This window comes from Priestia sp. 10L35, from assembly GCF_056395685.1.
On sequence record NZ_JBFTKA010000003.1, the window covers coordinates 507,494 to 533,399 of the forward strand.

The 25,906-nt window shown below is 39.5% G+C and carries 34 protein-coding genes; 19 read left to right on the forward strand and 15 right to left on the reverse strand.

Features of this window, described 5'->3' with window-relative positions; all coding sequences use genetic code 11:
• Window positions 1–179 precede the first annotated feature (179 nt).
• The 3 genes from AC1DEF_RS13735 to AC1DEF_RS13745 all read right to left on the reverse strand — a co-directional run bounded on the left by AC1DEF_RS13735 (window position 180) and on the right by AC1DEF_RS13745 (window position 3,582).
• On the reverse strand, window positions 180–2,078 hold the full coding sequence (locus tag AC1DEF_RS13735) for an endonuclease MutS2 (RefSeq protein ID WP_097822780.1): 1,899 nt from the start codon (window positions 2,076–2,078) through the stop codon (window positions 180–182).
• A 452-nt stretch (window positions 2,079–2,530) separates the two neighbouring features.
• Window positions 2,531–2,860, reverse strand: a complete 330-nt coding sequence (locus AC1DEF_RS13740) for an AzlD domain-containing protein (RefSeq protein ID WP_097822781.1) — start codon at window positions 2,858–2,860, stop codon at window positions 2,531–2,533.
• Window positions 2,857–3,582: an AzlC family ABC transporter permease gene (locus AC1DEF_RS13745; RefSeq protein WP_097822782.1), complete on the reverse strand. Its 726-nt coding sequence runs from the start codon at window positions 3,580–3,582 to the stop codon at window positions 2,857–2,859. The genes AC1DEF_RS13740 and AC1DEF_RS13745 overlap by 4 nt, the downstream gene beginning before the upstream one ends.
• A gap of 95 nt (window positions 3,583–3,677) precedes the next feature.
• On the opposite strand from AC1DEF_RS13745, the gene AC1DEF_RS13750 reads away from it, so the two are divergent.
• Window positions 3,678–4,229, forward strand: a complete 552-nt coding sequence (locus tag AC1DEF_RS13750; protein WP_043981398.1) for a helix-turn-helix domain-containing protein — start codon at window positions 3,678–3,680, stop codon at window positions 4,227–4,229.
• 35 nt (window positions 4,230–4,264) lie between these two features.
• Here AC1DEF_RS13750 and AC1DEF_RS13755 read toward each other — a convergent pair whose 3' ends face one another.
• Complete coding sequence (locus AC1DEF_RS13755; RefSeq protein WP_016764850.1) at window positions 4,265–4,948, reverse strand: TerC family protein; 684 nt, start codon at window positions 4,946–4,948, stop codon at window positions 4,265–4,267.
• Between the two features lie 422 nt (window positions 4,949–5,370).
• Between AC1DEF_RS13755 and AC1DEF_RS13760 the strand changes: the two genes are divergently transcribed.
• Window positions 5,371–6,528, forward strand: coding sequence for an Ig-like domain-containing protein (locus AC1DEF_RS13760; RefSeq protein ID WP_318331174.1), 1,158 nt, complete (start codon window positions 5,371–5,373; stop codon window positions 6,526–6,528).
• A 59-nt stretch (window positions 6,529–6,587) separates the two neighbouring features.
• On the opposite strand, the gene AC1DEF_RS13765 is transcribed toward AC1DEF_RS13760, so the two are convergent.
• Window positions 6,588–7,571: a LacI family DNA-binding transcriptional regulator gene (locus AC1DEF_RS13765; RefSeq protein ID WP_176521186.1), complete on the reverse strand. Its 984-nt coding sequence runs from the start codon at window positions 7,569–7,571 to the stop codon at window positions 6,588–6,590.
• 160 nt (window positions 7,572–7,731) lie between these two features.
• Between AC1DEF_RS13765 and AC1DEF_RS13770 the strand changes: the two genes are divergently transcribed.
• Together AC1DEF_RS13770 and AC1DEF_RS13775 are read left to right on the forward strand one after the other, a co-directional pair.
• Window positions 7,732–8,211 (forward strand): RrF2 family transcriptional regulator, encoded by a 480-nt coding sequence (locus tag AC1DEF_RS13770; RefSeq protein WP_043981394.1) that lies wholly within the window; start codon window positions 7,732–7,734, stop codon window positions 8,209–8,211.
• Between the two features lie 18 nt (window positions 8,212–8,229).
• On the forward strand, window positions 8,230–8,613 hold the full coding sequence (locus AC1DEF_RS13775; RefSeq protein ID WP_097822784.1) for a nuclear transport factor 2 family protein: 384 nt from the start codon (window positions 8,230–8,232) through the stop codon (window positions 8,611–8,613).
• A gap of 35 nt (window positions 8,614–8,648) precedes the next feature.
• Here AC1DEF_RS13775 and AC1DEF_RS13780 read toward each other — a convergent pair whose 3' ends face one another.
• Entirely contained in the window at window positions 8,649–9,473 is an 825-nt protein-coding gene (locus AC1DEF_RS13780) for an SPL family radical SAM protein (RefSeq protein WP_097822785.1), read from the reverse strand.
• Between the two features lie 436 nt (window positions 9,474–9,909).
• Between AC1DEF_RS13780 and gvpA the strand changes: the two genes are divergently transcribed.
• The 10 genes from gvpA (at window position 9,910) to AC1DEF_RS13830 (ending at window position 14,042) form a co-directional block, all read left to right on the forward strand.
• Window positions 9,910–10,188 (forward strand): gas vesicle structural protein GvpA, encoded by a 279-nt coding sequence (gene gvpA / locus AC1DEF_RS13785; protein WP_013057921.1) that lies wholly within the window; start codon window positions 9,910–9,912, stop codon window positions 10,186–10,188.
• Window positions 10,189–10,211: 23 nt separating this feature from the next.
• On the forward strand, window positions 10,212–10,475 hold the full coding sequence (locus AC1DEF_RS13790; protein ID WP_013057922.1) for a gas vesicle protein GvpO: 264 nt from the start codon (window positions 10,212–10,214) through the stop codon (window positions 10,473–10,475).
• A gap of 23 nt (window positions 10,476–10,498) precedes the next feature.
• Entirely contained in the window at window positions 10,499–11,269 is a 771-nt protein-coding gene (locus tag AC1DEF_RS13795) for a GvpL/GvpF family gas vesicle protein (protein ID WP_097822786.1), read from the forward strand.
• Entirely contained in the window at window positions 11,266–11,523 is a 258-nt protein-coding gene (locus AC1DEF_RS13800; protein WP_014459264.1) for a gas vesicle protein GvpG, read from the forward strand. The genes AC1DEF_RS13795 and AC1DEF_RS13800 overlap by 4 nt, the downstream gene beginning before the upstream one ends.
• 9 nt (window positions 11,524–11,532) lie before the next feature.
• A complete protein-coding gene (locus AC1DEF_RS13805) occupies window positions 11,533–12,357 on the forward strand; it encodes a GvpL/GvpF family gas vesicle protein (protein ID WP_097822787.1) in 825 nt (274 codons plus the stop codon).
• On the forward strand, window positions 12,354–12,605 hold the full coding sequence (locus tag AC1DEF_RS13810) for a gas vesicle protein (protein WP_013057926.1): 252 nt from the start codon (window positions 12,354–12,356) through the stop codon (window positions 12,603–12,605). The genes AC1DEF_RS13805 and AC1DEF_RS13810 overlap by 4 nt, the downstream gene beginning before the upstream one ends.
• Window positions 12,595–12,879 (forward strand): gas vesicle protein K, encoded by a 285-nt coding sequence (locus tag AC1DEF_RS13815; protein ID WP_013057927.1) that lies wholly within the window; start codon window positions 12,595–12,597, stop codon window positions 12,877–12,879. The genes AC1DEF_RS13810 and AC1DEF_RS13815 overlap by 11 nt, the downstream gene beginning before the upstream one ends.
• A gap of 14 nt (window positions 12,880–12,893) precedes the next feature.
• A complete protein-coding gene (locus tag AC1DEF_RS13820; protein ID WP_097822788.1) occupies window positions 12,894–13,211 on the forward strand; it encodes a gas vesicle protein in 318 nt (105 codons plus the stop codon).
• Window positions 13,212–13,243: 32 nt separating this feature from the next.
• Window positions 13,244–13,372: a hypothetical protein gene (locus tag AC1DEF_RS13825; RefSeq protein WP_013083966.1), complete on the forward strand. Its 129-nt coding sequence runs from the start codon at window positions 13,244–13,246 to the stop codon at window positions 13,370–13,372.
• A gap of 145 nt (window positions 13,373–13,517) precedes the next feature.
• Window positions 13,518–14,042: a hypothetical protein gene (locus AC1DEF_RS13830; protein WP_477727411.1), complete on the forward strand. Its 525-nt coding sequence runs from the start codon at window positions 13,518–13,520 to the stop codon at window positions 14,040–14,042.
• A 141-nt stretch (window positions 14,043–14,183) separates the two neighbouring features.
• Here AC1DEF_RS13830 and AC1DEF_RS13835 read toward each other — a convergent pair whose 3' ends face one another.
• Window positions 14,184–14,624 (reverse strand): cell wall hydrolase, encoded by a 441-nt coding sequence (locus AC1DEF_RS13835; protein ID WP_013083968.1) that lies wholly within the window; start codon window positions 14,622–14,624, stop codon window positions 14,184–14,186.
• 131 nt (window positions 14,625–14,755) lie between these two features.
• Window positions 14,756–15,274 (reverse strand): dihydrofolate reductase family protein, encoded by a 519-nt coding sequence (locus AC1DEF_RS13840; RefSeq protein ID WP_025751048.1) that lies wholly within the window; start codon window positions 15,272–15,274, stop codon window positions 14,756–14,758.
• Window positions 15,275–15,364: 90 nt separating this feature from the next.
• Between AC1DEF_RS13840 and AC1DEF_RS13845 the strand changes: the two genes are divergently transcribed.
• Window positions 15,365–16,324, forward strand: coding sequence for a helix-turn-helix transcriptional regulator (locus AC1DEF_RS13845; RefSeq protein ID WP_097822790.1), 960 nt, complete (start codon window positions 15,365–15,367; stop codon window positions 16,322–16,324).
• Between the two features lie 204 nt (window positions 16,325–16,528).
• Here the strand turns inward: AC1DEF_RS13845 and AC1DEF_RS13850 are convergent, their stop codons facing one another.
• Window positions 16,529–19,678: a bifunctional cytochrome P450/NADPH--P450 reductase gene (locus AC1DEF_RS13850; RefSeq protein ID WP_097822791.1), complete on the reverse strand. Its 3,150-nt coding sequence runs from the start codon at window positions 19,676–19,678 to the stop codon at window positions 16,529–16,531.
• Between the two features lie 26 nt (window positions 19,679–19,704).
• Complete coding sequence (locus AC1DEF_RS13855) at window positions 19,705–20,283, reverse strand: TetR/AcrR family transcriptional regulator (protein WP_097822792.1); 579 nt, start codon at window positions 20,281–20,283, stop codon at window positions 19,705–19,707.
• Between the two features lie 303 nt (window positions 20,284–20,586).
• On the opposite strand from AC1DEF_RS13855, the gene AC1DEF_RS13860 reads away from it, so the two are divergent.
• Window positions 20,587–20,955 carry a nuclear transport factor 2 family protein gene (locus AC1DEF_RS13860; protein WP_043981384.1) on the forward strand — a complete coding sequence of 123 codons (369 nt, stop codon included), beginning with the start codon at window positions 20,587–20,589 and terminating at the stop codon, window positions 20,953–20,955.
• A gap of 60 nt (window positions 20,956–21,015) precedes the next feature.
• On the opposite strand, the gene cotJC is transcribed toward AC1DEF_RS13860, so the two are convergent.
• Genes cotJC through AC1DEF_RS13875 form a run of 3 tightly spaced genes read right to left on the reverse strand, consistent with a single transcriptional unit; the run spans window position 21,016 to window position 22,112 of the window.
• Window positions 21,016–21,585, reverse strand: a complete 570-nt coding sequence (gene cotJC / locus AC1DEF_RS13865) for a spore coat protein CotJC (RefSeq protein ID WP_013083974.1) — start codon at window positions 21,583–21,585, stop codon at window positions 21,016–21,018.
• A gap of 21 nt (window positions 21,586–21,606) precedes the next feature.
• Window positions 21,607–21,867: a spore coat protein CotJB gene (locus tag AC1DEF_RS13870; RefSeq protein WP_028409289.1), complete on the reverse strand. Its 261-nt coding sequence runs from the start codon at window positions 21,865–21,867 to the stop codon at window positions 21,607–21,609.
• Entirely contained in the window at window positions 21,864–22,112 is a 249-nt protein-coding gene (locus AC1DEF_RS13875) for a spore coat associated protein CotJA (RefSeq protein ID WP_013057939.1), read from the reverse strand. Before AC1DEF_RS13875 ends, AC1DEF_RS13870 begins: the two co-directional genes overlap by 4 nt.
• 201 nt (window positions 22,113–22,313) lie before the next feature.
• Between AC1DEF_RS13875 and AC1DEF_RS13880 the strand changes: the two genes are divergently transcribed.
• Complete coding sequence (locus tag AC1DEF_RS13880; protein ID WP_097822794.1) at window positions 22,314–22,676, forward strand: transporter; 363 nt, start codon at window positions 22,314–22,316, stop codon at window positions 22,674–22,676.
• 52 nt (window positions 22,677–22,728) lie between these two features.
• Here the strand turns inward: AC1DEF_RS13880 and AC1DEF_RS13885 are convergent, their stop codons facing one another.
• Both AC1DEF_RS13885 and AC1DEF_RS13890 read right to left on the reverse strand, forming a co-directional pair.
• A complete protein-coding gene (locus AC1DEF_RS13885) occupies window positions 22,729–23,358 on the reverse strand; it encodes a LysE family translocator (protein WP_097822795.1) in 630 nt (209 codons plus the stop codon).
• 27 nt (window positions 23,359–23,385) lie between these two features.
• Entirely contained in the window at window positions 23,386–24,219 is an 834-nt protein-coding gene (locus tag AC1DEF_RS13890) for an AraC family ligand binding domain-containing protein (RefSeq protein ID WP_477727412.1), read from the reverse strand.
• 222 nt (window positions 24,220–24,441) lie between these two features.
• On the opposite strand from AC1DEF_RS13890, the gene AC1DEF_RS13895 reads away from it, so the two are divergent.
• Together AC1DEF_RS13895 and AC1DEF_RS13900 are read left to right on the forward strand one after the other, a co-directional pair.
• A complete protein-coding gene (locus AC1DEF_RS13895; RefSeq protein WP_097822797.1) occupies window positions 24,442–25,263 on the forward strand; it encodes a sensor histidine kinase in 822 nt (273 codons plus the stop codon).
• On the forward strand, window positions 25,264–25,905 hold the full coding sequence (locus tag AC1DEF_RS13900) for a response regulator (protein ID WP_097822798.1): 642 nt from the start codon (window positions 25,264–25,266) through the stop codon (window positions 25,903–25,905).
• Window position 25,906: the final 1 nt, after the last annotated feature.

Here is a 25,906-nt window from a genome sequence, read left to right on the forward strand (position 1 = left end):
AAACGCATCTCTCAGGTATATTAGAGAGGTGAAAGATGTTTTTTATACCTATAGATTACTAATATAGCTAAAGGAAACCTCCTTATCTTTTAAGTCATTAACAAAAGGGCGCTATGTATTTTTGAGAAGCTGCATAAAAACAAAACCCAGCACTTTCTTATAAGTGCTGGGCTTCTGCTTTATCTATTTTCGCGTATATCTTTTTCAATTTTCCGCAATGCTTTTTTTGATCCTCGCTGCAGATCATGCTGCTCTTTTCGATCTTTATAGCTAATAAATAACGAATCGAGGTCATAGCCTTCGGGATATAATTCAGCAGCTTTGATTTCAAGAGCTACTCGCTTAATGTTTACTTCAATTAACTCATTCTGATAGAGTACGACTATATTGTTTGTGTTGTCTTTAGACTTATACACAATCGCATGATTTTCATAATCTAACAGTTTGACTCGATCTCCCATTTGGTATTCAACACGGTCTTTTTTCTTTTCCTTCAAAATAGTTGGTTTTTTTATTTTATTTTCTCTGACGACTTCTGTATCATACGATTTGCTTTGCATATAGAACTTTGCTTTTTGTAAAATCTCTTCTTCTACCTTCATCTTCTTTGAAATCCAAAGCGCATTGCTTTCTCCAGATGTGCCAATTAACAGCTGATACAGCGGTTCTAATGTTTTACTGTTGAACTGCATCGCGGCATTCATAAAGTCAGGATGAATTTCTGAGAAACGCTTAATTTCTCCGTAATGCGTAGTCGCGACCGTTATGCAGCCCATATGATAAAACTTTTCTAAAATCGCAATCGCAAGTGCAGCTCCCTCATTCGGTTCGGTGCCGCTGCCAATTTCATCGAATAGGAGCAGCGTATTGTTCGTTGCTTTTTGCAAAATAGCCGATATATTTTTCATGTGTGAGGAAAAGGTGCTCAGCGCATTTTCAATACTTTGGTTGTCGCCGATATCGACAAAAATATGTTCAAACAATGCAATTTCTGTTCCTTCATCAGCTGTAATATGAAATCCTAACATTGTAGCGAGTGTCAGTAGCCCAATCGTTTTTAAGACAACGGTTTTTCCTCCTGCGTTAGGTCCGGTAATAATTAAGCTTCGATAATTCTCGCCAATTTCGAAGTGAAGCGGAACAATTTTACCAGTTAACAGCGGGTGATATGCGCCTTTTAAATGAATATATCCATAATCATTAATTTTAGGTTCGATTCCATCTGCCTGTTTACTGTATTTTGCTTTGGCAAACACCATGTCGTATTGGCTAATTAGCTCTAAATTAATATGAATATCAGCTAGCTTCTCTAACACTAAACCTGTTAAAAACGCTAAAATTTGATATTCTTCTACCTCTTCTTCTGCTTTCAAAATCGCTAGTTCCGCATTCAGCTTTGTAATAGATGCCGGCTCTATGAACACTGTTGACCCTTTAGAAGATGTTTCAACAATCGTTCCTCCAACATGATTTTTATAGGATGCCTTGATCGGAATCGTATAGCGGTCTCCTTTTTTACTGATGAAGAAGTCTTGAATATACTCTTTGTTTTTCCCGTTTCGTAAAAATTTCGCAAGCTGTTCTGAAATCTTCGCTTCCGTTCCTTCTATATGTCTTCTGATACGCTTGAGCTCTTTGCTTGCCGCAGCGTCTACTTTTCCGGCTTTGATCGCAAAATTAATTTCCTCTTCTATACCTGTCAGTTCTTTCATCGAATGTGCATAGGAACTTAAGAGCGAAGCAAAAAATTCTTTATCCACCATATATTGTTTTACTTTTCTGCAGCCTTTTAAAAAATCGGATACGCGTATTAGCTCTTCGGGCTCTAAAGTCATGCCTTTTTCAAGCTTTTCGATGACTCTTCCTATACCTGAGACACCTGATAGCGGAAGTGATTTCTCAGCATCTAGAAGTCTTCGTGCTTCCGTTGTTTCTTTAAGTCGGTTTTTTACTGTTTTAAGAGATGTGCTCGGCTGAAGTTTATCCATTAATTGTTTTCCCAGCTCACTTACGCAGTGAGATTTTACGATTTCTTTTAATTCCTGATACTGCAATTTTTCAAATGTCATCGTATTCATGGTTTTTCTCCTCACTATGATTTGTCATCACATATGAAGATACCTATTTATTAGAAGGCAATGAAAAAGATAAACAAAAAAAGCTGTGGTGATCCCACAGCTTTTTGCGTTCATAAGGTGTCTAAACACATATCACAAAAGAAAGCTCTGTAAAAACAGAGGCCTCTTTCGCGACAAATGCCGAACCCTTTATAAAGCATTGTAGGTATCTTCATAGGCAGTGAAATAAATCCATAAGCAAATAAAGGGTACCTTCATTCTCCAAAAAATACCCGTCTTGCTTATTTAATTTATTTCATTCAATTGTTCCTATTTAGATACTACTCCGCTCATAAAAGCACCTCATCTATATTTTAGTTTTCATTGGCTTCTAATTTACACTCTTATCATACTATATGAAAAAGCGTGCGTAAAGGAGACAGTAAAAAAGCTCAAGAGCATAACTTGAGCTTTCATGACAAAAGAAAAAAACGAAGCAGCGCCATCATTCCAACTCCGCTAATAACGGTGATGGATAAACTTTTTGTTTTCAGGGCAATCAGTAAGGTTGGAATGACTACGATAATGACGGGCCAGTTAATCTTTACGCTGTCATCTACTTGAATGATAAAGTTTTCTACAACAAGTGCGGTTAAAATACAAATAGGAATATAGGATAGCCATTTTAATACGGGTTCTGGCAGCGCGATGTTACGTACAACTAAAAACGGAACAATGCGAGGAACTACGGTAACAAGGGCACACCCTAAAATAACGATGAGTGTTGGGTAGTGGATGCTCATTTATCCGTCACCACCCCAATTGTCGCTACAATAATCGTTGAAATCAATACGGCCACATGTGAAGGTACGAAAAAAGACAGCACAATCATAATAATTGCCATATAAAGAATTAAACGTAAGTAATGATTAAGCTTTGAAGGTAACACGCTTTCGATTTGTAAAACAAGCAGAGCTAAAAACATAGCTGTTAAGGCAAAATCAAACCCAAAGGCTTCCGGGTTAGATAGCATATGGCCAAAAATAGCTCCTGTCGTACAGGCGATAATCCAGCTGACGTAAGCCGTTATATTTAATCCGTTCATCCAGCGGTCATTAATTGGCTCACCTTTTGCAATTTTACTTGAAGACACACCAAATGATTCGTCCGTTAGAAGGGCTCCAATTCCGACGTTTTTTAATAACGAATATTTTGTAAATTCAGGCGCGACCGTAGCGCTCAAAAGAAAGTGTCGTAAGTTTACAATAAATGTTGTGAGAATAATAGCTGAAATCGAGCTGTTTGCAACCATCAGTGCACAAATAATAAACTGCGCTGCTCCTGCATACACGAGCGCTGATAATAAAGCAACTTCCATAACGGAAAGATGAGAGGATACTCCAACGATCCCAGCAGCAAGCCCTATGCTTATGTAACCGAGTAGCGTAGGGATACAATCCTTAGCCCCTTGTCTGAACGTTAAGTTCACTTTTTCTCTTTGCTGTACTGCTTTTTCTGCAATCACCGTACTCCCTCCTTTTCTGCTATATTATACATCTATACGTTATATTAAACAACGGTATGTTATACTATCTTTATAATAATTAAAGGAGTACAACAATGGACGCGATTCAAGATATTATTGCTAAAAATCTTGTTAAATTACGAAAAAATCGAAATTTGACGCTTGATCAAGTTTCCGAATTAACCGGTGTTAGTAAAGCAATGCTTGCACAAATTGAAAAGGGTAAATCCAGTCCCACGGTTACCACGCTTTGGAAAATCGCCAACGGCCTTCAAGTCTCTTTTTCTGTATTTATGAAAGAAGACACCCCGGATGTGCAGAAAGTAAGCATAAAACAGCTAGATCCCATCATGGACAACAAAGGTGATTACTTAGTATATTCTTTTTTTCCTTATCATCCGGAAAAAAAGTTTGAAATTTACATCGTCACATTAAAGCCTGGATGCGTGCACGAAGCGAAAACTCATTTAGGAGATGAATACTTACTTATTAAAGAAGGCGAATTAACGGTTCGTTTTGAAAATGAAGAACATGAATTAGTCTCGGGAGATGCTCTGCATTTTTCAGGAAATACCTCTCACAGCTATATCAATTCTTCTGAAGAAGAAGCAAGCTTTTTTTTGCTTATGCACTACCCCGAATCATAAAAAAAGAGCGTACGGATCATCCGTACGCTCTTTTTTTAAGCTGCGTGGGCTTGTTCTTTTTTCATTTTTTTGTTTTTCATGTACCCAATGCCTACAACTGCAATAGTTAAGATAACTTGAACAGCGAGATGTAAAGCTGTGCTTGGAACAAACCCGCCGATAATTTTATCTTCAACAATCATTTTTCCAGCAGACCATGCAAGCATCGCCGCTCCAGCGTAAATGATAATCGGAAATTTTTCCATTGCTTTCATAATAAAGCTGCTTCCCCAAATAATAATCGGAATTGAAATTAATACACCAATCATAATCGGGACAAATTCGTGAGCTACACCTGCTAGAGCTAATACGTTATCTAATGACATGACCGCATCTGCGATAATGATCGTTTTAACCGCGCTCCATACCGTTGCTCCACCTTGAGGATTGTCGCCGTGATCGTGATTGTCCGCTAATAATTTATATGCAATCCACACTAGCATCAAACCGCCGACCGCTCCGATTAATGGTATTTTCAATAAAGGGACAATAATAGCCGCAAATAATAATCGAAGACCAATCGCGCCGCCTGTTCCAATTAAAATCGCTCTTTTTTGTAAATCTTTTGGTACGTTACGAGCCGCCATTGCAATAACAATTGCGTTATCCCCGCTTAAAATTAAATCAAGAAAAATAATTTGCAGCAAACCTTGCACTGATACCCCAATTAGTTCCTCCATAGTTACCTCCACCTTCTCTTTTTATGTAACGTTTCTCCTCTAAATGTCTGAGCCTTTTCCTCCTTTTTTATAATTGAATACAAAAAAGACCCTTACCAAATAAGCGGTAAAGGTCTTGCTAACAACATAATGTCGCCAACAAAGCCGAGAGATAATCTCTGTAATGACGACTTTGCTGTTAAAGCTACTCCCCTTTAGGAGATACGTTCAATTATTTGTTTGTATTTACACCACTTATACTATAGCATCTCCTACATTCTGTCAATCGTTTTTTTATTCACTTTCAATTTAGTAAAATTACTGTCGCTTTTCTAGAAAGGATGTCGAAAAATGAATATAAAAACCTGTAGTTGTATTCGCTTTCTTATAGTATGATAGATTCAGTTCTATAGTCTTATATTTTAAAGGAGGAACATAAAAATATGAATAAAAAAGGTATAATATCCCTAGTTTCTGCTGGTTTATTAGCATCAACACTATCCGTTCAGTCTGTTCAAGCAGATACCAATAAAAGTGAAAGTGTTTCAAAAAAACTAATAGACCAGCATATGGACAAGCCTCTTCAAAAAAAGAATCTAAATCAACGTGTACTTAATGATTTAAAAAGCGATGCAACTCATTCCTTAGAAAAAGCTCCTTCTCTTTCTTCATCTCAGAATTCAAAACAAATGAACAGCTCCTCTGCAAACGATGATCCACTGTTTGAAAAAGAGCCAAATAATGATTTTAACAAAGCTAATAGTTTGCCAAATGAAAAAACAATCATCGGACAAATGCTTCCTATGTATGACGTTGATTTTTATAAAGTGAATGTCCCTGCTAAAGGCGCACTGCTTGTAGCTGGGACGACCAATTCTCCAGCAATTGACCTTGCCTTTACAGCAGCTGAAAAAGACTTTAAAGATAACAAGAATTTAATCTACCAAGGCTCAGACTATAGCGATGGAGTCGAAGTTCAAGTCTATCAGGTAAATAAATCAGGAACATATTACATAGGTGCCACTGATTATGAGTTTGATGATTACGACGATAATACCGTGGATGATCTATATGCTCTGAGCACAGCATTCGTAGACAACGTCGCTCCAGATAAACCAGCCGTAAACAAAGTCGGTAATAATGATAAAGTGGTTACGGGAAAAGCGGAGGCTTCTTCTACTGTAACAGTTAAGGCTGGCAGCAAAACGCTCGGATCTGCCAAAACGTCTTCTAAAGGCACATTTTCTGTTAATATAAGTGTTCAAAAAGCCGGAACAACTCTTACCGTAACGGCTAAAGACAGCGCCGGAAACGTAAGTCCAAGCGTTTCCACGAAAGTAGCCGATGTCGTAGCGCCTAATAAGCCAACTGTCAATAAAGTCGATGATAATGATAAAGTGGTTACGGGAAAAGCGGAGGCTTCTTCTACTGTAACAGTCAAAGCGGGCAGTAAATCGCTTGGATCTGCCAAGGCTTCTTCTAAAGGAACGTACTCTGTAAAAATACCAGCGCAGAAAGCAGGCACTACTCTTACCGTGACGGCCAAAGATGTTGCGGGGAATGTTAGCAGCGGAGCGACAACAAAAGTCGTGAAGCATTAATCAAAGAAGGAGGTGACTATGGTCACCTCCTTCTTTGATATAGTTAAAAAATCGTTTTTTTATACAAAGCGGTTGTCAACGCTTTCTCTTTCAATCAATTCATAGTTAGAAAGTGTAAGCTTTTCAACTTCTTCTCCGTTGACTAGCTTAATAATTCGCTGTGCCCCCATTTGTCCCGCTTCTTTATAGTAATATTTTACGGTTGTTAAGCTAGGATGAATCACACCCGTAATTTCGTAGCCTCCAAAGCCGGTAATGGATACATCTTCCGGAACGCGAAGTCCGTTTAAATAAGCTGCCTTTAACGTGCCAAGTGCAATGTTATCGGTCGCACATACAATGATGGACGGATTAAATTCTTTCATCACAGCCGTAGCGGCCCCGATTGCATCGCTCATGTTAAAGCTTGTTTGATAACAGCGGATCTCGCAATCTCTGTCTTTAAGACCTTCCTTTACACCTTCTTTTCGCTTTACACCTACAGCTATGTCTTTTTCGGTTACGCCTAAAAAAGCGATTTTTTTATGCCCCTTTTCTCCTATGTACCTTCCAATGTCGCATGCCGCCTCGTAGTCTTGGTGAATTAAACTGTGGACTTCTTCATGCTGCTGTCCAATTAGCAAAACGGGAATTGAAATTGTGCGGAAAGCATCCAAATGAGCTTTTGTGATTTGAACGGCAAGAAGAATAATACCTGCTACCTTCTGCTTAGCCAGCGTATAGATATTTTCGATTTCTCTTTCTAAATCTTGATTAGAATTGGAAATAATCATTTGATAGTGGTGGTCTCTAAGTTCTTGGTCAATACCATCTAATGTGCGGGAAGTCGCAAAAGAACCCATGCGCGGAACAATTACACCAATGATGTTTGTTTTTTTTGCTTTTAAGCTTTGGGCAAACGCATTTGGGCTATAGTTTGTTTCTTTAATAATCTCTTCGATTTTTCGTTTCGTCGCATCGCTCACAGACCCTCCGTTAAGGTAGCGGGATACAGTGCTTTTTGCTACTCCTGCAAGCCGAGCGATATCTGCAATAGTTGTCATTCTCTCATCTCCGTATTTTGTTGCTGCTTCTTTCACAGTATACACGAATATCGCGCGTATATTAAGTAACTGCTTTACTTTTTGCTTCATAAGCGGTATGATAATCTAAACATGGATAATCATTATCCACGTTGTACACATAAAGCAGGAGATGATGTTTTTGCATATGAAAACAGGCGTTGAGCAATCGGTGTATGCCATTTTGCTACTTACGTTTTTACCTGAAAAAGCTGTGTTGCCAGGAGATGTCATCAGCACTCAGCTCGGGGGCTCGCCTACGTATTTTCAAAAGCTTCTTCGCAAACTGGTTAGCGCTGATTTACTTGCTTCCGTTCCTGGTAGCAAAGGTGGATTTCGCTTAAAGAAAACGCCGGAAGAAATTCGTATTTATGACGTATACGTAGCCATTGAAGGTAAGCAGTCTCTTTACTCATCAAGCGGTATTTTTCACGACATGCTTAACTTAAAAGACAAAGACATTTGCTTATTATCCGATTTAATGGAAGAAGCCGAATCTTCGTGGCAGTCTATCTTAAAACGGCAAACCATTGCTACGCTCACAAATGAAATTAACAAAAAATGTCCGAAAGAAAACCTGGACATGCTAAAAGCAACAGTAGAAGAAAAAATGGTGCTGTAGCACCCAAAGGAGATCATCATGGAAAACTTAAATAGATATTTTGATTTATTCGATCAATCACGTACAAGCGAACAAGCATTTGAAGAATTAGTGGGGCTTTTTTCAGCCGATATCGTATTTGTCTTAAACGGCCACGAAAAGCAAGGCATTGAAAACTGGAAGCTGTTTGTAAAAATGGTGTTTAAAGAAAATGCTGATATTAAGCATATGTTCGAAGGCTGGAAAGCAGTTGAAGGTACAGATAAGTTTGAAACGCCTTGGGCAGTATGCGGAAAACGTGCATCTGGCAGCGTCTTTACTCAAACGGGAAAAGATATTGCTAAGCTAGATGAAAACGGGAAAATCAGCTATTTAGAAAACGTACCTGACGACACGAACATGTTTGATACGTATAAAAACTAATATAAAAAAGAAGGGCTCTTCTAGCCCTTCTTTTTTTACGGGGCAAATCCCTCTTGAGAAAGATAAATCATCGAAGAAGGATAAAATTTTTCAAAATAACGAATGGCTTTGATATGAATGTCTTTGTCATACCAGTCTAGGAAACCGTACTTCTCAAATAATTCCGGCATTCCTAGCCTTTTAGACGTTTTACCTAAGGAACCGTCTCCTAAGTACAAGGTATCAATGCAAATTCGGTCCATCATTCCTTCTATTTTTTCAGGAAATTCAGGTGTGAAAGGAAGCATTGGAGCAATGGTTACTTGCGTTGAAATTCCGCTTTCTTTTACTTTTTTTAACGCGTTCATACGAAGTTTCATCCCCGGAGCATAAGGAGAAAAAATTTGTTTTACATCTTCTCGGTCCGTTTCAACAGTCATCGATACGCGAAGATCACATACTTTTTGAAGCTGTAAAAACAAATCAATATCCCTCGTCACAAGTGGCGACCTTGTTTGAATCAATAAAAAATCAGGGGGATGATTGATCATCGTTTCTAAAAGGGCACGTGTGATGCCTGCTTTGCGCTCAGCAGGCTGATAGGGATCTGTCGCTGAAGACATAAATATGCGTACCGGCTGCTCTTTTTTTCGCAGTTTTTGTATTTCTTTTTGATAGACTTCAGCTGCGTTGACTTTAAGCTCTAGCCATGTCCCCCACTCCATCTCTTTAAAACGCTGAATTGGCAGCTCTCGCACGTAGCAAAATTTGCAGGAAAATGCACATCCGGCATACGGATTTAAACTATGAGTATAACCAGATGCTAAAAAGCCGGTCGCTTTTGTTAAAATACTTCTCGAAACCACGTCTCTTTTGTTCATCTTTCTCACCTCGTTGTCCAATAAGTATATCAAGTTCGCAAATGAAAAAACTACTTTCCACATGGAAAGTAGCCCTTTATGTTTTCAATTCATCAACTTTGATTTTCTTTCTTTTCACTTGTCGTTTCAAGTAAAGAGGTTAAATATGAATTTAACTCAAATTGGTCCTTTTCAATAAAATCAGATAATACCGGCTGCTCTTCTTTTCTCATCTTTCTCCACTCCCTTTGTTTTTTATGTATGTGTTTTCATTCATCAATGGATAAAAGTAATGTACTTAACTCTACCCGTATTAAAACAAAAATAATCATGGTATTTTATACTATTTTTTAATTTATGCACGTTTTATTTGTATATTTTTTACAATATCACACACATTAATAGCAAGATTAGCAAACGTATATATTTTACTATGCAACATGAGAGGAATTTCATCATGACGATTAACAAATCAAACGATTGTTCTAGTCTAGCTGAAGTAGTTGACCGCATCTTAGATAAAGGCGTGGTAATTGACGTATTCGCTCGTATTTCCGTTATTGGTATTGAATTAATTACCATCGAAGCTCGAATCGTTATTGCCAGTGTGGACACATGGCTGAGGTATGCCGAGGCAGTTCGGCTGCTTCATAATGAAAGAGAAGATTTTCTTTCTTCGAATAACGGCGGAAAAAAACTTGAACAGCTAAACCTTTTACAAGATTTAGATTTATAAACTCATAAAGGTGGGTTAGAGAAGTGAAAGTAGCCGAAATTATGGAATCCGTGACTGATTTTTTTAAAGAACACGTTGCTCCTCCTCACCGAATTATTTCGTATGAATCGATTCAAAATGGAGGATGGAAAATAACACTTGAAGCATTTGAAGAACAGGAGTATATGAGGCGCTATGCAAAAGATGAACTGCTTGGTATCTATGAAGTGCTGGTCAATAAGCAGCACAACATTACGTCTTTTTCACGCACCAGCCTGCGCTATCGAAGCTCTCCAGCAGAGAAGTAAGCTGATTATTTTAATGGAAAGGAATGAAACAGAAATCAATGAGTGAAGAAACGGGCATTTATATTTTTTGCAGTATTCCCGCCACCGAGGCGCATACGTTTGGCAGCGTCACGATTGATCAGCAAGAAAGAGCTACTTTTACCATTCATTACCGAGATGCAGCTATAGTGGCTGCTGCCTTTCCTCTTAAAATTTATCATCCTACAAAAGAGAACGTCACAGCGCACCAGCAGGTGATTTCCAAAGTAATGAATGAGCATGATTCGGTCATTCCAATCAGCTTTGGCAACGTGTTTCATAGTCAACAAGATGTTGAAATGCTGTTAGAAAACTTATATCCACAGTTCGCCTCTCTTTTCCCACAGTTAAAAGGAAAAATAGAAGTCGGACTAAAAGTAATTGGGAAACCGGACTGGCTGAAACAAAAAGTGAATCAAGATTCTTCTTTGCAGCAAGTACGAAACCCGCGTTCTGCCAGTGCTGATTTTTATAAACAAATTGCGCACGGAGAAACAGCTCAGAAATTCTTTTTAAAGCTTCAGCACGACTGTAAAAAAGAGCTGTATCAACATTTAGAACCGATAGCTGAAGCGTCGAGACTCAATCCTCCTATTGTCGAAACAATGCTTTTGAACGCTTCTTTTTTAATTGACCGAGAAAAAGAAGCAGCGTTTGATGAACGTGTAAATGACCTGTATGAAAAATGGAAGCACAAAGCCGATTTTAAATATTCCGGACCGTGGGCTGCTTATAACTTTATTAATATTCAACTAAAGGTAGAAGAGAATGTATGATTCATAAACTGCTGCTGTCTCCTGTTACGCTCATTGTAAAAGTCGGACAGAAAATCAAGGAAGAAGCGGATAAAGAACTTTACGATGTCTCTTTTATTCAGCAAAAAATCGTTCATCTTCAAATGATGTATGAGCTTGGAGAAATACCAGAAGATGCATATATGGAAAAAGAAAAAGAACTGCTGCTGAGGTATGAAGCAGCAAAAGAATATGAATTAAAAAGATGGGAATCAATGACGAAGAAACAAAAGTGAGGTTAAAAGATGGAAAAGCTCATTTATTTATATGGTCTAGTTCCAACCGAAGAAGCTAATGAAATGCCCTTTCCTTCACTTGAAGGTATGGATCAGAACAACCCTATCTATGCTCTTTGCTTTGATGACATTACCGCATTTGTATGCGACTTGCCAAGCGATGAGTATTCGGAAGAAATGCTGAAAGAAAAGATCGAGCACGATATGAAATGGCTGCAGGACAAAGCCATGCATCACCATGAGATTCTTCTTTTCTTACAAAGTCACTACACGCTTCTTCCCATGAAATTTTGTACGGTCTACAAAAGCAAGGATAGCTGTCAAAAAAGTATTGCTGATAACAAAGAAAAAACCCTCTCTTCTCTTCAGCTTTTAAAAAGATCTGAAGAATGGAATATAAAAGTGTATGCCCATACGAATTCTTTAAAGAACTATCTGCTAACGAACAATGAAACGATCCAAAAGAAAAAAGAAGAAATAAATACGCTGCCTCCAGGCAGGCAGTTTTTTGAACGTAAAAAGATAGAAAGGCTGATCGAAGAAGAGACAGAAAAAGAACAGCTTTCGCTTTGTGATCACTTGCACAGTGAGATAAGCCGCTACGCCGCTTACCACACAATCAAAAATAACTGGAGTCAAAAAATAACCGGCGAGAGCTACAGCATGTGCTGGAACAGCATCTACCTTCTTTCAAAGAACAATGTAGAATCATTTTTAAAAGCCATTAGCGACAAGCAAACGTTTTATAGTGAAATGGGACTGAACATCGAAGTAACGGGACCATGGCCTGCTTATCATATCGACACTCTGCGCTCGGAGAAAGATGCGGGATGACATCGCTGCGAAAACAAACGCTGGAGCAAAAGGACATCGCCCTCATTGATATATTAGATGTGATCCTCGATAAAGGAATTGCCATTAAAGGTGATTTATTGATTTCAATTGCCGGAATTGATTTAGTCTATCTTGATTTGCGGGTATTGATTTCTTCTGTAGAAACGCTGATAGGCTCTCATGATCGTCAAATCATTTCTTCTCAGCAGCTTGAACAGGAAACGGAGGCGTTGAGAAATGGAAAATAACCTCAAACGAAACGGCCGCATTGAGCTGAGTGCGGAAAATGCTGAACAAGGCCTAGCGCAGCTTGTTTTAACCGTCATTGAATTACTGCGGCAGCTCATTGAAAAACATGCGATTCGCCGAGTCGACAGCGGAAACCTGACGGACGCTCAAATCGAAGACCTGGGCGTGGCGTTGATGAAGTTAGAGAACAAAATGGAGGAGCTAAAATCAGTGTTTAACTTTACAAATGAAGATTTAAATATTGATCTAGGTCCCCTAGGAAAAGTGCTATAACAAGGAGTGAAAAAATGGCGGTGGAACATAACGGGCATCTGGGCACCATTGTAGAAGTATTGGAAAAAGTATTAGATAAAGGTCTTGTTATTGCTGGAGATATTAAAGTGCAAATTGCTGATGTTGAACTCTTAACAATCAAAATCCGGCTGCTTGTCGCTTCTATTGATAAAGCAAGAGAAATTGGCATGGACTGGTGGGAAACAGACCCTTACCTATGTTCAAAAGCAAATCAGTCTTATCAAAAACTCCAGGCGGAAAATGACAGTTTAACGCAGCAAGTGGCATCTTTAACGCAGCGAATTCAAGATGATTTGCTTTCGCTTGATTAACAGCTCACTTTATATAAGGAGGAATAACAAACATGAATCCTGAACAAAAATCTACGCTGTCTCCTATTTCACAAGAGCAGCAAAGCCCCGATACTCAGCTAACGGAAAAAGAAGAGCGTATGCCCGAGTATACGCATACTTCGCTTAATCCAGATTCATAGAACCAAAAGAGAAATGCTTCGGCATTTCTCTTTTTAATGTTTCTATACTTTTCTTCATTAATCATGACATTGAAACAAATGGAGGTAAATACAATGAACATAGCGAATGAGTACCATTATCTATCAATTACAAAGGAGAACGAGCATGAAGAAAAGAGCATTTGGAGTAGTCTATACTCTTTTAACGCTGTTCATTTTAGGTGCCTGCAGTACCGAAGACGTTGTGACAAATAATTCTGATCCAAAAGTTTCTGTTTCTACTACAGTTAAACCGCTGACGAAAAAAGAATTTAGTGAAGTTGGAACATCAGGGTTAACAAGCCCTTCAAAAAAAGATTTTCACAAAGTACATATGACCCTTACCTTACGCGGCACGGATTACCTGTCGAATATTCAAGTTAAGCTACCTAACTATAAAGAAGCTTTTAATAACATCAAAGACGATCAGCAAATAAGATATTGGTTTGGCAACGGTGCAGATGAAGAGCAAGAAAATAAAAACATCTATACAAGAGAATTTGTCCTTTATATGAAAGGCTTAAACGATAAGCAAATTAAAGAAATTTTATCAGCAGCTAAGGTAAAGACGTCCTGGGTGGTAAAGGATACAAAAGCGAAGGATCAATCCGAATTTGCTGCTGGTAAAAACATAAAATTTGAAGCAAAATGAGAAATGCATCAATTAGCAAAAGCCCCCTTTATTAAAAGAGGGCTTTCTCTTATTATATGAAGAACGACTACCTTGTCACCTGCAGCTAAAGGTTTGGATTTGAGGCCAGACTTTCAGAATGCAGCATATTTTCTAAGCTATCTATCCGTTATAAACGCTAGCGCATGTTCCAGGCTTTGGCTCGTAGTAACAGTGATTTTTGTATTGACCAGAAGCGGGTTGACCGTACCAGGTTGGAGGGCATGGAGCGGATGGATTAAAGTACCACAGTGCATATTTCCCCGGGTGTTCTCTCCAATAATCCAAATTCTTTTTGGCTAACCTTTTTTCAACACCTCTTGCTCTTTGATAAAATACGTTTCCTTTTTGAACAGCTTCGAACGAATAGTTGCCTCCCTGCACCTGATAAATAACTTGCGGAACGGATCTTAAATTCTTGAAATCTAAACAGTTTGCTTTAAGACGATTTACAATGACATTTCCAACATACAGCATTCCTTGTTTTCCTTCGCCTTCAGCTTCTGCTCTCATCATCCTTGCCATTAAAGCAACGTCTGAATCTCGATAATTTACTCTTGGCATTTTTTCACCCCAAAAATATACTATGAAAAAAGGACGCTCTTGATGTCACTGTCCCTAAAATAACAATAGCTGGATGTTAAATACACGATGAGCACACTGACACTGCAGAAAGAGTTTTTATTACGAAAAGCTTATTCTTTTTCATAATAAAGCTGAGCAATTTGCCCGTACTGTTTTATATCGGTAAGCTTCAAGTTCATTTCGGGAATTCCTCGTTTAAACAGCGGAATACCAGCCCCAAGCAAAACGGGAATGACCGATATAATAAATTCATCCACCCTCTTTGCTGTTAAGAAATCAGCGAGAATATCAGCGCCTCCCACCAGCCATATTTTTTTAGTTTCTTGACTGAGGTTGTTGAGAAATAACGCCACGCTTTCGTTTATAAACTCGACATATTGATCTTTTCCTTGAGCTGAGCGGCTAAACACGTAGCATTTTTTACCGAGATACGGAAACTCAGGTGTGAGCTTCAGCACGTGGTCGTACGTAGCTTTTCCCATAACAACCGCATCACACGTTTGATAAAACGCTTCGTAGCCGTTGTCTCCCTCTCCTTCTACGCTTTCCAGCCAGTCAATCTCTCCGTTTTCTCTTGCAATATATCCGTCTAAGCTTGCCGCAATATATACGACGATTTTTTTCTTCATTCCCTTTTCTCCTTTCAACTTTACTGTTTCTGTATGATATCATCTTAATACGACACTTTTTGTCATATTAAAAGAAAAAGGTGAAAATAAATGGCTAAGTCTAGACGGCTTGTTGATATGCTCATGTTTATTAATACAAAAAGAACGTTTACGGCAAAAGAACTAGCGGAGGAATTTGGTCTTTCCGTGCGGACCGTCCAGCGCTATTTACTGGACTTAAGTGAATTAGGGCTGCCTCTTTACAATGAAAAAGGGCGGAGCGGCGGTTACAGAGTGCTAAAAAATCGTATTCTCCCTCCCATTTTGTTTACGGAAGAAGAAGCTATTTCTATCTTTTTTGCTTATCAAGCTCTGCAGTATTATCATGACCTTCCGTTTGATGCAGGAATTCATGCGGCTCTTCAAAAATTTTATGTGTACCTGTCTGAGGAAACAAAGAAAAAAGTAGATAAAATGAGTGCTCATATTGCGTTTTGGAATCCTAAAAGAAACCTTGACACTCCTTATTTAAAAGAGCTTTTAGAAGCAAGCCTTGCAGGAAAATATATTGAATTTCTTTATGATTCAAAGGCGGGTCAAACAAGAAAAGAAGTCAAACCCCTTGGAATTTATGCTCATAACGGTTTATGGTACTGTCCTGCTTATTCCTTCAATAAGCAAAAAGTGTTATTATTTCGAGCGGATCGTATTCACTCGTTAAAAGTTTTAGAAAAAGACGAAAATATGTCTCTTACGTTAAAGGAATGGCTTGAAACAGAACCGGTAAACTCACAGCCGATTTCGTTAAAAGTAACCTTGACACACGAAGGCGTTCGTCAGTGTAAAGGCGTTCCGTGGCTTGAAAATCATGTGAAGGTGGCGCGTGATGGGAATGGCTATATCGATACAATAACTGATGGAAATGAAATAAATTACATGGCTTCTTTTTTCTATACCTTAGGGGCTCATGCTTTTATTGAAGAACCTCAGAAGCTAATTGAAAAAATCTGCTGTCACGCAGAAGAAACGTTAAGACGCTATAAAAATGAAGTGGGGACAAAAGACGAATAAACGGGAGAAATGAACTCGTATAAATTGCTTTAGGCACCGGGGTTGATTTTCTTGCAAGACTTCGCCTTGCACTCCGATCAACCGCTACAAGTCACTAAATAGATGAAATCTACGTTCACTCTACCAATAAAAAGATCCGAACGATTCATCGTTCGGATCTTCCTTCAACCAACTAAACTACTTTTATCCTAGCCTCTTTTTAATTTACCCAGCCCACACGTCTTTTGCGTATCGGCCTTTTTCTTCTAGCTGCTGCAGCCATAAGCGAGCGTCTGCTTCACTCACTTGGTGAACGTCAGCATAGCTTTTCATAAGCGTTGCTTCAACTTCAGGTGCCATTTGGCCTCCGTCTCCGCAAATATAGAAGTGCGCTCCTTGATCAAGAAGTTCAATCAATTTCTTGCCGTCTTGTTCCATCACGTGCTGAACGTATGTTTTCGGCTGATTTGGCACGCGAGAAAAAGCGGTATGAAGCGTAATGATGCCTTCATTTTGGGCGTTTTCAAGCTCTTCTTGGTACAGATAGTCTTCATGAGGTGAACGGCAGCCGAAGTATAAATGCGCTTCTCCAAGCGACTGTCCTTGTTCTTTTAGCTGTTTGCGAGCCTGCACGAAACCTCTAAACGGCGCGACGCCTGTTCCCGGTCCGACCATGATAAGCGGCGTTTCAGGGTCTTTTGGCAGCGTAAATCCTGACTGCGGTGTGGAAATAAAGCACGTAATCGTATCTCCTTCTTGCAGCTCGGCAAGATAGTTCGACGCAATTCCTTTATATTCTCCATATCCGCTCCACGCTTCTCCTGAGACAACGCTGACCGTGATGCTTGCTTGTTTTTCATCGACACGAGGTGATGAAGAAATTGAGTAATAGCGCGGGCGTATGCTTGGCAGAAGGGCGATAAATTCGCTGAACTCCATTTCACACGCCGGGTATTTTTCAAGCAGTTCAAGCATTGTTAAACGTTTTGCCAGCACTTGTTCTTTGTAGGCTTGCTTTTCAAGCAAGGCTTCAAGCTCTACTTTATGCGGCGGGCAGACCGTTTTAGCAGCCATTGCGCGAAGCTGCGTGCGCGTAACAGGATCTTGAAGCTCCACGTATTGCAGAAGCTCTTCTACTGATACTGTTTTAGCGAGTGGCAAATGAGCTAATTTTTCTTCTTCTGCTTCCAGACGGATTTGCTGTGATGCATCTAGACCGAACCTTGCTGTTACACGGTTTACTATTCCTTCATAGTTGCGAGGAATAACGCCTAAATGATCTCCTTCTTGATAAGAAGCTTCTTTTGGAAGTTCAATTTCAAGATGACGCGTGCTTCGTGCACTGCCTGGCTGTTGAAGTTCTTTGCTTGCTACGACGTTCGCTGAAAACGCACCGTGCATTTTCGCAAGCGGCATATCCGCGGCGCTGTCGACGAATTGAAGTGAAAGTGTAGATTTATTATCTTCACTGTTTTCAATGTCGAGGTTAAAGTAGGCTGCTACATCACTCCACATATGTTCACGCCATTCTTCATATGTGCCTTCAAAGTCGTCGCTTGCATCTGCTTCACCGCGGTCAGCGATGTTTTCTGCCCCTTTAGCGGCAAGCGTTTCATCGATAAAAGCAGGCACTTTTTGATACGTTGTCGCCCAGTTTTTATCACCGCATCCAAATACGGAGTAGCGAACGCCTTTTACTTCATCAGCAGACGCTTGGTCTAACCAGTCGACAAATTGCTTTGCGTTATCAGGCGGGTGTCCGTTATAAGACGCCGTTACAATTAATACAGCTCCTTCGCGGGGAAGATTTCCGGCGTGCGAATCAAGGGTAGCGACCTGTGGTGCGAATCCTTTGCTCATTGCAATATCTGCTAAATCACGCGCCGTTCCTTCAGCTGTTCCCATATTTGAACCGTATAGCACAAGCAGCGGCGTATTATGAGCGTTTTCTGTCTTTTTGCGTACTTTTTTAGCAGACTGTTCAGTGCTAGGTGAAGGAATACCGCCAAGCGGAATTTTTTTCGATTTTGCTTTTACCACAAAGCCTTCAGGTTTTAACGTTAAAGTTTCTTTAATATCCAGCTCGTAGTTTGTATGATCTTCAAAGTCAAAGTGTTTTAGCATCATACCAAGTACAAGCGTTGCTTCATGAAGAGCGAACTGCTGACCGATACACGCACGCTGACCGTTTCCAAACGGTTTAAACGCATGCTGCGGAATCGCACTTGGATTTTCAAAACGCTCTGGACGGAACTCTTCCATATCGTCTCCCCAAATTGTTTTATCACGGTGAAGCTGAGGAATCAGAACCATTAGTTCGTCGCCTTTTTCTAAAGGATATTCTCCTCCAAGCACCGTATCTTCTTTTGCATATAGGGAAAACGCAGGAGCCGTTGGCCATAAGCGCAGCGCTTCGTTTAAGACCATGCCCACATATTTAAGCTGTTTGACTTGTTTGTAGCTTGGAACAGGATCTACTAGAACTCGTGCTGCTTCTTCTGCTGCTTTTTGTAATACATGTGGATTTTTCACTAAGAAATACAGCGCAAATGATAAAAGACCGCTTGTTGTTTCGTGTCCCGCAATTAAGAATGTAATAATTTGATAGCGAATGTTCTCGTCATCAAGCGGCTCACCTGTTTCTGGATCTTTTCCGTTTAGCATATGCGTTAACAAATCATCGCTTTGTTCACCGCTTGCTTTGCGATCTGCAATAATTTTATCTACTAGGTTGTTCATTACTTGAACATCTTCTTGAAACTGGCGCTTGTTTTCATCATAAGCTGGGTCATCTGGATTTGCTCGCTGCAGCTTGTTCATCGATTCATCCAGTGCACGGACCATACTCGTAATAAACGGATGCGGCTGATCTCGGTAAAAGCTGTTAAAGCGATAGTTAAAGCCGCAAAGACCGATTGTATCAAGCGTTAAACGCGTCATATCTTCCGGTACTTCAATATGCTCATCTGCATTTAGACGCTCCCATTTTTGAACAAGCTGCACGGCGATATCGACCATCATCGCATGATAGCCTTTCATTGCCTGCTGACTGAAGCTTGGAAGTAAGATATTATGCGCTTTTTTCCAATTTTTTTCGTGCGTCCAGCTTGTAAATAACCCGTCTCCTGCAAAATCACGTACAAATTTAAGCGCTTGACTTAAGTTTTTATCAAAACGTGATTCATCGCATGCTTCTTTAATTAGACGCTGACTTGATAAGTAACGCGTTACACGGCCAGGCGCCTCGAATTTAAAGATTTCTCCTAATTCATCCGCAATTTTCATCAAAGCTTGAACCGGTTTATCTGTGTTTAATAACGGTAAATTTTTAAGCTCTCCAAACGTTTTTGGCTGAGGCATTTCTTTAATTGTCATGTTATCCCTCTTTCACTTGTTAAGTTTCATGATTGTCTGCTAAGTGCTGCCCACAGACTCTCTTCTACACCAGTAAGAAGTTCATTAGTTAAAGATAAGTAGTCATTTTCAATCATTTCATATACTTCCATGAAACTTCCAAATAAAATAGCAATTAGCGCATTTTCAGGAAGATTTCTAATCACACCTTGCTTTTGTCCTTCTCTGAAGAACGTGCAAACAAATTCCACCAGCTTTTGATATGCGAAGCGGCTCTCTTCCGTTAAAAAAGCTCCTTGGCTATGAGTTTTAATAAATCCAAGAGCACGAGGATGATTTTTAGTAAATGTCACCATACCTTCAAAGATATGATGAAACCCATCTCGGTATCCATCTCTTTCGTTTGCCAGACCGCTTTCAATGCACTGTAAAAACTCGTTTACGTGCTGTTGAAATAATTCATTTACAAGGCTTTCTTTATTTTTAAAGTAGCGATAAATTGTTCCTGCTCCTACTTTGGCATTTTCTGCAATCATTGGCATCGTGGTTGCATCAAACCCTCTTTCTGCAAACAGCAGAAGCGAAGCAGAAAAAATCGCTTTTTGTTTTGTTGGAGTAGATTCCACTTTATCACCTCTTTCCAAAAGCGGAATGAACGTTCATTCCTCTACAATTACAAGTATAAAAAACTGCATCTTAATAGTAAAAAGATAACTAGAAAAGTGGAAAGAAAAGGTTCTTTCACTCTAACTTTCTACCATTTAAAGGTAATTAACCGAGTCTTTCAGAATCTTTAGTGCTTACAGAAAATTAGTCCACTTATCCCCTCTATTAGCATAATTTAGCACAACTTATTAAGGACAGAAGTTTAAAGGAAAAGCAACGTGGAAATAGAAAAGAGTTACACAAGGCGTAAAGGAGGATTAAAAATGAATCAAGCAAGAGTTATAGAATACGAAGAAATGCTTCGCTCAGCCATGCTTTCTAATAACATAGAGCTATTAGAAGAATTACTTTCAGATGAGCTTATTTTTGTGAATCACCTTGGGCAATGGTTGTCAAAAGAAGAAGATATAAATGTTCATCGTTCAAAAAGTCTTGATATAGCGGGCATGGAAGTGTTGGAACAAGAAGTTAAACTGTTTCAAGAACTTGCCGTTACGATTACAAAAATAGCGTTGAATGGGGCACTGGCAACCGGTGAATCGATCGGAGGCGAATACAGCTATACGCGAGTTTGGAAAGATGTTGAAGGGAAATTAAAGGTTGTTTCTTGTCACTGCAGTTCTAGCGTATAATCGACGCTGCCATAATAAAAAACATCCCTCCTGTACTAAGAGGGATGTTCCTTTTGCTCGTTAAAAGATTTTCTTCCTGTCTCTGTCATCTTTTAAAATCTCCACGGCCTCGCGGAACCGCTGTGAGTGAACAATCTCTCTTTCTCGTAAAAATCGTAAGCTATCGTTTAAATCAGGATCATCTGATATATCAATTAACCATTGATATGTAGCTCTTGCTTTTTCTTCTGCAGCTATGTCTTCATAAAGATCTGCAATCGGATCGCCTTTTGCCTGTATATAAGTAGCTGTAAACGGAACCCCAGCAGCATTATTGTAATAAAGTGCACTATCATGGTTCACATAGTGTTCTGCTAATCCCGCTGCCTTCAGCTGCTCCGGCGTTGCATCTTTTGTTAGCTTATAAATCATTGTAGCAATCATTTCAAGATGAGCAAACTCTTCTGTTCCAATATCGTTTAGCAGTCCAACAACTTTATCGGGAATTGTATAGCGCTGATTCAAATAACGAAGTGCTGCTGCAAGCTCTCCGTCCGCTCCCCCGTATTGTTCCATTAAATATTTGGCAAGCGTTGGATTACACGTGCTTACTTTCACTGGATACTGCAATTTCTTTTCATACACCCACATATAGCTCCCGCCTTTATCTGCTTATATTTGCCATGGCCAAGGGCTTGTTCCCCAGCTCCACTTTCCGTCGGTATAGCTGTTTCCATATTGCTGAAGCGGCCCGTACTTTGTTTCAAAGGTTCTTTTTAACTGCATAGCCTGCTGCGCGTATTCGTTAAACTGCTGCATAGCCTGCTGGTCATTTGGATGGGTATCTAAATACAGCGTTAATTCTACTAGTGCAAAATCAATCGCCTGTATTTCTTCTAAATCCTGATAGTACTCCGGAGGTAGATTTTTCATTCTTCATCCCTCTTCTTATCTTTGTATGGATTTTCATAGTAGTCCCAAAAAGCCGGCCACAGCGTTCCTTTTTTTAGCGCTTCTTTCGGTGAAAACTGCTGCAGATTCGGCGGCTGAAATCCCATGTATAATTGAGGCGGCGTAGAATAATATTTAACTCCTATCGGCCGGCAAGGATCATAGATACTGTGGAAAGGTTGATAGGTCTTAACCGGTGTAAACATCTTTTTCGGATTGTTATCCATGAAAAGTCCTCCTCTAAAAACACACTCTGTTTTATCCTATTCAGCTTTTATCGAGTTCATGAAGGAATTTATTTCCGACTTAGGAACCAAACTTTTCTTCATAAAAAAGACCTATGTAAAAAACGCTGTAATTGCCCAATCCCTTTAGGCAGCTTTCTCATACTTTATAAAATAGTGATAAAAAATAGAGGTGATTAAAAAATGGACATTAACTACATGGATTTTTATTTGTACCTGACAAGATTTCCTGGACCTCAACTCCCACCCGGTCCACCTAGACCACCAGGCGGTTTACCTACACCTAGCCCGGAGCAAGCCCCAACTTCCCCTCCGCCGGCATTTATTCCGGCTCAACAAACGGCAACTCCATTTGCCGTTGACCCAGGAGCCATTTCTCTATGTCTATTCCGCAACACGTTCATATGGCTTAGAAACGGCTCTAGCTTCTGGTATTTTCCTATTTTTGTAGGCCCGCGATCGGTTGCAGGATTTAGATGGAACGGACGTTTTTGGACCATTTTCGGTGTGGATACACGACAAATTGTTTCGTTTACGTGTTTTTAAACGTAAAAAAAGCCTTATTTTTCAATAAGGCTTTTTTGCTTACTAACTACGATTACACTATTGTTCTTATTCCAAAACCAATCAGCAGCACGCCACTGCATCGTTGAAAGGCTTTTTGAAACACCGGTTTTTTAAACCATTTTTTCACGTAATCTATTACATACACCAAGATTAAAAACCACCCTACCGCTATAAGCGTCAGAATAAAACCGAGTATCAGCAGCTGTTGATTTGTGTGTGCATCCAAGTTAATAAACTGTGGCATAAACGTAATATAAACTAATACCGTTTTAGGATTAAGAAAATTACTAAGAGCCCCTTGCATATATGATTCTCTATAGCAGCGACTAGATGAAGACTTTACAGTTTTTGTTTCTTCTGAAATGCCCTCTAATGAGAGCGTATTTTTGGTCAGAAATATTCTGATGCCTAAGTAAAATAAGTACGCTGCCCCTATGTATTTAATCGTGTTAAACAGATACACCGACTGCGCAATAGCAACAGACAAGCCAAGCACAGCAATTAACGTCCAAAACGTGAGGCCTGTAGCCATGCCAAGTATAGTAAAACGTCCTGCTTTTGCTCCGTGATGAAGCGTATTTTTCATGATAAGAATTGTATCAGCACCAGGTATCATCGACATAACCAGCGCCATCAGCATGTAAGCAGCTAAATGATCCACAGCTCTTCTCTCCCTTCTAAGCTATTACTAGCATCCTGTTTTCTTTTCACTTTCAAATATTTTCATGTATTGTTTTGGCGTTAGCCCAACCTGACTTTTAAAAAATTTAGTCAAATGACTTTGATCACTGAAGCCAGTTAAAAAAGATACGTCAATCGGTTTTTTTTCTTGCTCTAGCAGCTTTTTAGCCTGATTGATTCGAATTGTTTCCAAGTAGCTGTATGGAGAGATTCCTTTTTGCTTTGTAAAAGAGCGCAGCAGCCGGTATTTGCTCCATCCAATTAGCTGACTTAACTCATCCAGCGTGATCTTGTTTGTATAGTTGTCTTCCAAATAGCTGCAGATTGTTGTGATTTCATGGGACGTGTCAACGTCTGACGAAAGAAAAGAAAGATTTGAATGATCCTGCATGAGTTCTTCCAGCAAATATAAAAATAACTCTTCTTTCTTAAACTCCCGTTCACCATTTGAAATTTGTAAATGAAGCTCTTTTAAACTAGAGACAGCATCACTTCTTTGCACCACGCTGCTGTTAAAACGTGGAAGACTTTCACTGCCGTTAATGTCAAAAACAGCTTTTTTCATCACTTCTGGCGTCACGTTAATACAGCGATAATCAAGCGTTTTGCCGTCTATTTGTTCACAGCTATGGACATCATACGGATTAAACAGCAGCAAATCTCCTGGATTAATGATGTATTCTTTGCCTTGGCAAATTAAATGACGCTGACCTTCTTCAATAAATCCAATCACATAATACTCGTGAAAATGAGCAGGAAACTTTTGCATAATCCCTTTAAAACGATAAGCTTCAATATGTAAATCGGCGTCAACGTGCGCCGTGCGAATTTCTTTTGTCATCAATGACCCCTCCTTGTCACATACTAAGCTTTTTAAGCATACCTTTCACTCAAAAATTTTTCTTGTATGATATTGCAGATGAGACTTTTTTCCACTACTTTTATCCGTTCAGCTAGGGGTGGTACCAATCACTCTTAAGAGTGATTTCTCTTCTTTCCTCTAGTAATTTTCCGCTCAAATGATAAAATATAGACACATTTTATGGACGAAAGAAGGGATACCGTGAAATATAGACAAATTAAATGGCTGATTTTGCTTCTTCCAACTCTGACCATCGCGCTTTGGGAGTACGTTCGTCATGCCTTTTTGCTCCCTTACATCTCAATGGATATGGGAAATGTGCTTTCTCCGCTCCTTGTCTTTTTTGTAACGCTTGTATTTGTCCGCTATTTATTTTCTATTTTAGAAAAAATGCAAGAGGAACTAAGACAAGAAAAAGAAAAGAAAGCAGCACTTATTGAACGTGAAAAATTAGCTCGTGAACTGCATGACGGCATTGCACAGTCGCTGTTTCTCCTATCTGTTAAAATGAACAAGTTCGGAAGAAAAAATAAATTAGAACAGGATCCTGACTTTATCCGGATGAAACAAACTCTTCAGCATGTCCATGACGATACGCGTCAAGCGATTACGAATTTAAAGCACTCTCCGTCTGACTCTTCCGAAAGCTGGACCGAAAGCATTCATCAATACGTCGATGATTTAACACATACTCATTTACTAGATGTAAACCTAGATTGGAGACTGTCAGAAACAACGCTGTCGAGGAAAGAAAAAAACGAGCTGTTTGCTTGTGTAAAGGAAGCGGCTATGAATGTAATCAAACATGCAAAAACGAATAAAATCTGGATTACAGCCACTGAAACGGCCGGGGGATGGATTTGTGAAATTACAGATTTCGGTACAGGTTTTACGTCCGACTCTCTCAAGTCCGGTCTTGGTTTGCAAATTATGAAAGATCGTGCGAAGGACATGAACTGGGACTTTTCCATTGAGCGAAAACAGAACCAAACCATTGTTAGCATTAAAAAGGGGATTATGTAAATGCAGCCGTTTCGTATTTTGATTGTAGATGATCATGCTCATGCGAGAGAAGGCATTCGCGATATTTTAGAAGAATATGAAGATTTTATTATTGTTGGCGAAGGAACCAACGGGCAAGAAGCCATTGAACTGACCGGAAAATTAATGCCTGATATCGTACTAATGGACATTGGAATGCCTGTGATGGACGGGTTGGAAGCGACAAAACAAATTAAGCTTCGGTTTCCGTACGTTAAAATTGTGGTTATCACGGTTTCAGACGATATTACGGATTTATTTGATGCGCTGAAAAAAGGCGCACAGGGCTATTTGTTAAAAAACCTGCAGTCTGAAGTGTGGTACAGCTATTTGCGTGCGTTCGCTTTAGATGAAGTTCCTATGTCAAAAGAAATTGCGTTTCAAATTTTAAAAGAGTTTCCGCAAGAAACATCGATAAAAAAAACCGACACTCCCCTTTCTGCACGAGAGCTTGAAGTACTTCAATTAGTGGCTAAAGGACTGTCGAACCGCGATATCTCCGCGCAGTTATTTATTTCTGAACACACAGTAAAAAGCCATTTGAAAAATATTTTAAGCAAGCTTCATTTAGAAAATCGCGTGCAGCTGACAAGCTATGCGTTTCAAAACGGCTTAATGAACTAAC

Coding starts and splice junctions, on each gene's coding strand:
- AC1DEF_RS13880 (WP_097822794.1), top strand. CDS start 22,314: ATGGACATTAACTACATGGATTTTTATTTGTACCTGACAAGATTTCCT.
- AC1DEF_RS13765 (WP_176521186.1), bottom strand. CDS start 7,571: ATGACAACTATTGCAGATATCGCTCGGCTTGCAGGAGTAGCAAAAAGC.
- AC1DEF_RS13760 (WP_318331174.1), top strand. CDS start 5,371: ATGAATAAAAAAGGTATAATATCCCTAGTTTCTGCTGGTTTATTAGCA.
- AC1DEF_RS13810 (WP_013057926.1), top strand. CDS start 12,354: ATGACATCGCTGCGAAAACAAACGCTGGAGCAAAAGGACATCGCCCTC.
- AC1DEF_RS13800 (WP_014459264.1), top strand. CDS start 11,266: ATGATTCATAAACTGCTGCTGTCTCCTGTTACGCTCATTGTAAAAGTC.
- AC1DEF_RS13845 (WP_097822790.1), top strand. CDS start 15,365: ATGGCTAAGTCTAGACGGCTTGTTGATATGCTCATGTTTATTAATACA.
- AC1DEF_RS13835 (WP_013083968.1), bottom strand. CDS start 14,624: ATGCCAAGAGTAAATTATCGAGATTCAGACGTTGCTTTAATGGCAAGG.
- AC1DEF_RS13815 (WP_013057927.1), top strand. CDS start 12,595: ATGGAAAATAACCTCAAACGAAACGGCCGCATTGAGCTGAGTGCGGAA.
- AC1DEF_RS13780 (WP_097822785.1), bottom strand. CDS start 9,473: ATGAACAAAAGAGACGTGGTTTCGAGAAGTATTTTAACAAAAGCGACC.
- AC1DEF_RS13805 (WP_097822787.1), top strand. CDS start 11,533: ATGGAAAAGCTCATTTATTTATATGGTCTAGTTCCAACCGAAGAAGCT.
- AC1DEF_RS13890 (WP_477727412.1), bottom strand. CDS start 24,219: ATGACAAAAGAAATTCGCACGGCGCACGTTGACGCCGATTTACATATT.
- AC1DEF_RS13750 (WP_043981398.1), top strand. CDS start 3,678: ATGGACGCGATTCAAGATATTATTGCTAAAAATCTTGTTAAATTACGA.
- AC1DEF_RS13795 (WP_097822786.1), top strand. CDS start 10,499: ATGAAACAGAAATCAATGAGTGAAGAAACGGGCATTTATATTTTTTGC.
- AC1DEF_RS13840 (WP_025751048.1), bottom strand. CDS start 15,274: ATGAAGAAAAAAATCGTCGTATATATTGCGGCAAGCTTAGACGGATAT.
- AC1DEF_RS13740 (WP_097822781.1), bottom strand. CDS start 2,860: ATGAGCATCCACTACCCAACACTCATCGTTATTTTAGGGTGTGCCCTT.
- AC1DEF_RS13870 (WP_028409289.1), bottom strand. CDS start 21,867: ATGAAAAATCTACCTCCGGAGTACTATCAGGATTTAGAAGAAATACAG.
- AC1DEF_RS13825 (WP_013083966.1), top strand. CDS start 13,244: ATGAATCCTGAACAAAAATCTACGCTGTCTCCTATTTCACAAGAGCAG.
- AC1DEF_RS13820 (WP_097822788.1), top strand. CDS start 12,894: ATGGCGGTGGAACATAACGGGCATCTGGGCACCATTGTAGAAGTATTG.
- AC1DEF_RS13875 (WP_013057939.1), bottom strand. CDS start 22,112: ATGGATAACAATCCGAAAAAGATGTTTACACCGGTTAAGACCTATCAA.
- AC1DEF_RS13860 (WP_043981384.1), top strand. CDS start 20,587: ATGAATCAAGCAAGAGTTATAGAATACGAAGAAATGCTTCGCTCAGCC.
- AC1DEF_RS13850 (WP_097822791.1), bottom strand. CDS start 19,678: ATGACAATTAAAGAAATGCCTCAGCCAAAAACGTTTGGAGAGCTTAAA.
- AC1DEF_RS13830 (WP_477727411.1), top strand. CDS start 13,518: ATGAAGAAAAGAGCATTTGGAGTAGTCTATACTCTTTTAACGCTGTTC.
- gvpA (WP_013057921.1), top strand. CDS start 9,910: ATGACGATTAACAAATCAAACGATTGTTCTAGTCTAGCTGAAGTAGTT.
- AC1DEF_RS13775 (WP_097822784.1), top strand. CDS start 8,230: ATGGAAAACTTAAATAGATATTTTGATTTATTCGATCAATCACGTACA.
- cotJC (WP_013083974.1), bottom strand. CDS start 21,585: ATGTGGGTGTATGAAAAGAAATTGCAGTATCCAGTGAAAGTAAGCACG.
- AC1DEF_RS13755 (WP_016764850.1), bottom strand. CDS start 4,948: ATGGAGGAACTAATTGGGGTATCAGTGCAAGGTTTGCTGCAAATTATT.
- AC1DEF_RS13735 (WP_097822780.1), bottom strand. CDS start 2,078: ATGAATACGATGACATTTGAAAAATTGCAGTATCAGGAATTAAAAGAA.
- AC1DEF_RS13900 (WP_097822798.1), top strand. CDS start 25,264: ATGCAGCCGTTTCGTATTTTGATTGTAGATGATCATGCTCATGCGAGA.